The organism is Salmonella sp. NW38, assembly GCF_051807745.1.
GTDB classification, from domain to species: domain Bacteria; phylum Pseudomonadota; class Gammaproteobacteria; order Enterobacterales; family Enterobacteriaceae; genus Salmonella; species Salmonella enterica.
In genome coordinates, this window is sequence record NZ_JAMMTO010000023.1 from 1 (window position 1) to 4,504 (window position 4,504).

Annotated in this window: 2 protein-coding genes; both read left to right on the forward strand. The window is 59.0% G+C overall.

The genetic code is table 11. The features are described 5' to 3' along the window. Positions 1 to 1,533, forward strand: a 1,533-nt coding sequence (locus tag NA624_RS22865; RefSeq protein WP_439040295.1) for a ShlB/FhaC/HecB family hemolysin secretion/activation protein, incomplete at its 5' end; no start/stop codon positions are given. Between the two features lie 157 nt (positions 1,534 to 1,690). Next, positions 1,691 to 4,504 (forward strand): two-partner secretion domain-containing protein (locus tag NA624_RS22870; RefSeq protein WP_439040296.1); only part of this gene is annotated, 2,814 nt, incomplete at its 3' end.

Below are 4,504 nucleotides of genomic sequence, written 5' to 3' on the forward strand. Positions count from 1 at the left end.
AGCGTGAAACAGGTGGTGTTCACCGGCAATCCCCCAGGACTGAAGGGCCTGAGTGAGACTGACCTGCAGCGTGAACTGGCCGTCGACCTGAACCGCCCGCAGACCTTTGCCGGGCTGGAATCCATGGCACAAAAAATCACTGCCCTGTACCGCCATCACGGGCTGCTGGTTGCCCGGGCGGTCCTGCCGCCGCAGACGTTGAAAGACGGTGTACTCACTATCCGGATTATCCCCGGGCGTTATGACAGTGCGCATATCAGCAATACCTCTTCTGTTAGCACCTCTGTTGCGCAGCGTCTGGTCAGCACCACCACACCGCGGGGTGACGTAGTGACCCGTAAGCAACTGGAGCGTGAAGCCTTGTTGCTGGGCGAAATTCCGGGCGTCAATGCACAGGTGGCTATGAAGAGCGGCAGTCAGCCTGGTACGACTACGCCAGATATCACGCTGACTCAGGGGAAGCAGTTTGGGGGTTACGTTGGGCTGGATAACCAGGGTGACCCGACGACTGGGCGCAGCCGGGTGATGCTCGGAGGCTATGCAAATAATCTGCTGGGCATGGGCGACCAGTTGCGGGTTGATCTGCTGGATGCGTACGAAAAAAGCGACCTGTTCAACGGCTCCCTGGACTACAGCCTGCTGGCGGGCGGCGGGTATGGCACGCGCGTCGGCGTCAACTACAGCCATCTGAACTACCACTACAACCTGAGCGGGCTGGGCTTTAACGGCTATTCGGATAACTGGGGGCTCTATGTCACCCAGCCGTGGATACGTACCTCGCGGGCGCGCGTGGATGTTCGCCTGAATGCCGGGCAGCAGTTCCTGACGGATAAATATCCGGACGTTTTTGCGAGCAACAGCAGCCCGCGAGGACGTAAGCAGGTGAATATCGGCAGCGCTGCCATTACCGGTTCCGTCGCGGACCTTCCCGGTGGCCTGACCGGTTTTGGCCTTGTCGGGACCACCGGGAATGTCGGGTTGCGTAGTGAGTTCTCCCGTGATATTTCCGGTGATGCGAATTCAGGTGGTCAGTTTGCACGTTTTAATTACCAGATTAACCATGACCAGCAGGTTTGGGGTCCGTTTTCGTTTTATGCCGGGGTGAATGGCCAACTGGCGAATAACAACCTGGACGCGTCACAGAAATTCCTGATGGGCGGGCCGTCTGCGGTGCGTGCCTATGATATCGGGGACGGGTCAGTGGATGAGGGTGTGGTGGGGACGGCAGAAGTCCGCAGCCACTGGTCTCTGCCTGCACTGGCGTGGCTGGGTAATGACCCGAGCCTGACACTCGCCACCTTTTATGACCAGGGCTGGGGTGAGCAGTGGCGGAATAACGACAATGGTCGTGGTAGACGCCTCGCTGACAGCAACAACCTGAACCTGGCCGGTGCCGGCCTGTATGCCACGGTGGCGGATGCGGGTAACTATGCCCTGACGATGACATGGGCGCACCGGACCGGCAATGCAGACCCGAACGCGGTGCATGACGACAACGACCGTTTCTGGGTGTCGGCGGTAAAAACTTTCTGATGTAGTTCACAGCAAAATATAAAGACAAATGTATTCCACTGCCGTGGAAGGGGATTTCTCGCGCTGAGTTCCGGCGGGTCTGTTATCGCTGCAGTGATTAACAGGCTGATTTATTGAGAGAACGCTTCACGCAGTCAGGAATTAAAGGAATAAGGCAATGAACAGAATATATAAACTTAAATTCGACAAGCGCCGCAATGAACTTGTGATTGTCAGTGAAATTACGGCGGGTGCCGGCAAGGAAAAGAGCACGGGTCATCTCGCAGACCTGACAGCGCTGTCGCCGTTCAGAAAACTGCTGGGGACCTTAACCCCTGTCGCGCTGCTGACGGGGCTGATTGCTGGACTGTTGCCAGCGATGGCGCTGGCGGCAGACCTGCCGACCGGCGGGCAGATTGTCGGTGGTCAGGGGAGCATCAGCACGTCTGGCAACCAGATGACCATTCATCAGCAGACGCAGAACATGGCCACCAACTGGCACAGCTTTGACATCGGCAAAAACAACACCGTGCAGTTCGTGCAGCCCAACAGCAGTTCGGTGGCGCTGAACCGGGTGACGGGCGCCAGCGGGTCACAGATTATGGGGATCCTGAAGGCCAACGGCCAGGTGTTTATCCTCAACCCCAACGGGGTACTGTTCGGGAAGAATGCCCGGGTGGACGTGGGTGGCCTGGTGGCCTCCACAAAGAACATCAGTACCACTGACTTTATGAAGGGGCAGTACACCCTGAGCGGCAGCGGTAATCCCGGCGCACAGGTGGTGAACCAGGGCAGTCTGACGACGTCGAAGGGCGGCTACATCGTGCTGGCCGGAGAGCGGGTCAGCAACAGCGGCACCGTCACCACCCCATCCGGGAAAACCATCCTGGCAGCCGGTAAAACGGTCACCCTGCAGCTCGATAACGGCGGACTGACGTCGGTGTCAGTGAACGGCAGCGTGGTGAATGCTCTGGTGGAGAACCAGGGGCTGATATCGGCCACCAACGGGCAGGTGTACCTGACGGCGAAAGGGCAGGACATGCTGCTGAACACGGTGGTGAACAACAGCGGCACCGTTGAGGCAAAAGGGCTGGCGAACCGGGGTGGGGAAATAGTCCTGAACGGCGGCGACAGCGGGGTGGTGAGCCAGTCAGGCCATCTGCTGGCTGACAGCCAGACCGGCCAGGGCGGAAAAATCACGCTGGAAGGACAGAACATCCACCTGGCAGGCGGCAGTCTGACCACGGCGACCGGGAAAACTGGTGGCGGTGAGGTGTACGTGGGCGGCGGCTGGCAGGGTCAGGACAGCCACATCAAAAATGCCTCAAAGGTGGTCATGGACAAGGCGGCCACGGTTGACGTGTCGGCCACTGAAAACGGCAACGGTGGGACTGCGGTTCTGTGGTCTGACGATTACACGAACTTCCGCGGGACGGTTCTGGCAAAAGGCGGTGCAAAGTCGGGTGACGGCGGCCGGGTGGAAACGTCGTCTCACCGCAATCTTCAGGCATCTGGTGCGGTGGATGCGTCAGCACGCGCCGGACACGGTGGTGAGTGGCTGCTGGATCCGACGGATGTGACCATTGTGGGGGCCGGAGCTGACACGGGTATCGACTCCGCCACCGCGGACGGCACCGACATTTTCACTCCGACGGCCAGCGGGGGACAAATCCTCAACAGCAGTATCGTGAATCAGCTGAACGCCGGGACGAGCGTCACCGTCAAAACCAGCGGGACGGATACGGACGGAGAGACCGGCAACATCACGGTGAATGCAAACATCATAAAAACTGCCGGGACGGATGCGAAGCTGACCCTGCTGGCCGATAACAATATCAGTACCGGTGACAATGTCAGCATTGGTGCCACGACCGGGAAGCTGAACCTTGATTTACTGGCGGGGAACACGACGAACAACGCCTCCATCAGTCTGGGCAAGTTTATCAATATCTCGCTCAACGGGGGGGACCTGCTTGCAGATGCGGGGAATAGCGCCAGTGGTGTTTCATTAACATTCACGAACAACGGGAAGATCAAGGGAGGAAATGTAACGCTGAACCTGTCCCGGGGGCTTGGCGGATATGCTTATAACGTGAATGCAGATAATGACCTGACGATCAACGGTTCGGTGACCGGCAGCACAGGCTGGGGCGCAGTGCTTGGCTTTACCGCCGGCGGTAAGCTTGCAATGAACTCGCCGGGCAGCATCAGTCTGCAGGCCAACGACCCCGGCAACGGCGGTGGACGCGTACTCATTAGTGGAGATAAAGGCGTCACGCTGAATGCGGCAGCCGGCACCGTCACACTGAATGCCGCAAAGGCCGCCACCAATGGCGTGAATATCACCAGTGGCAACGGTGCGGTGAGTATAACCAACATGGTGCAGGACGGCAGTAACGGCATGACGCTCACGAATGCCAACATCTCATCGAAAGATGGCATCGTGCTCAACGGGACCACCTTCTGGGGACAGGCAGTGGTGATGTCCGGTGTGAACCTGACGACCGGTGGTGATGTGGATATTACCGGACTGGCGAAAAATCTGACCACCGGAGGACTGGGCGCAGCCTCCTCCTCCGGCGTGCAGCTGTCGGGCAGTAACATCAGTTCCACCGGGGGTAACATCACTCTGACCGGGACTGCCGGCACCGACATATCTCACCCTTCCATCAGTTCGCTGCAGGTCAGCAACAGCACCCTTACCACGAATAACGCCCTCACCCTGAACGGGACCACCGAGACCACTACCGGCGTTAAGGTGACGGGCAGTACCCTCTCAGCGGCCACACTTAACGTCAACGGGGTGGCGCACGTTCAGGGTACCGGCTTTTCGCTGGCCACAAGCCAGTTGCTGGGCGGCCTGGCGGACCTGACCAATGTGAGTCTGAGTTCGGCGGGCTCGGCGGCCGGCGCCCAGAACGTACTGGACAACAGCATCGTGAATGATGCTAACCGCGACACGCTGCTGGCGAAGCGCATCGAGAACATGACC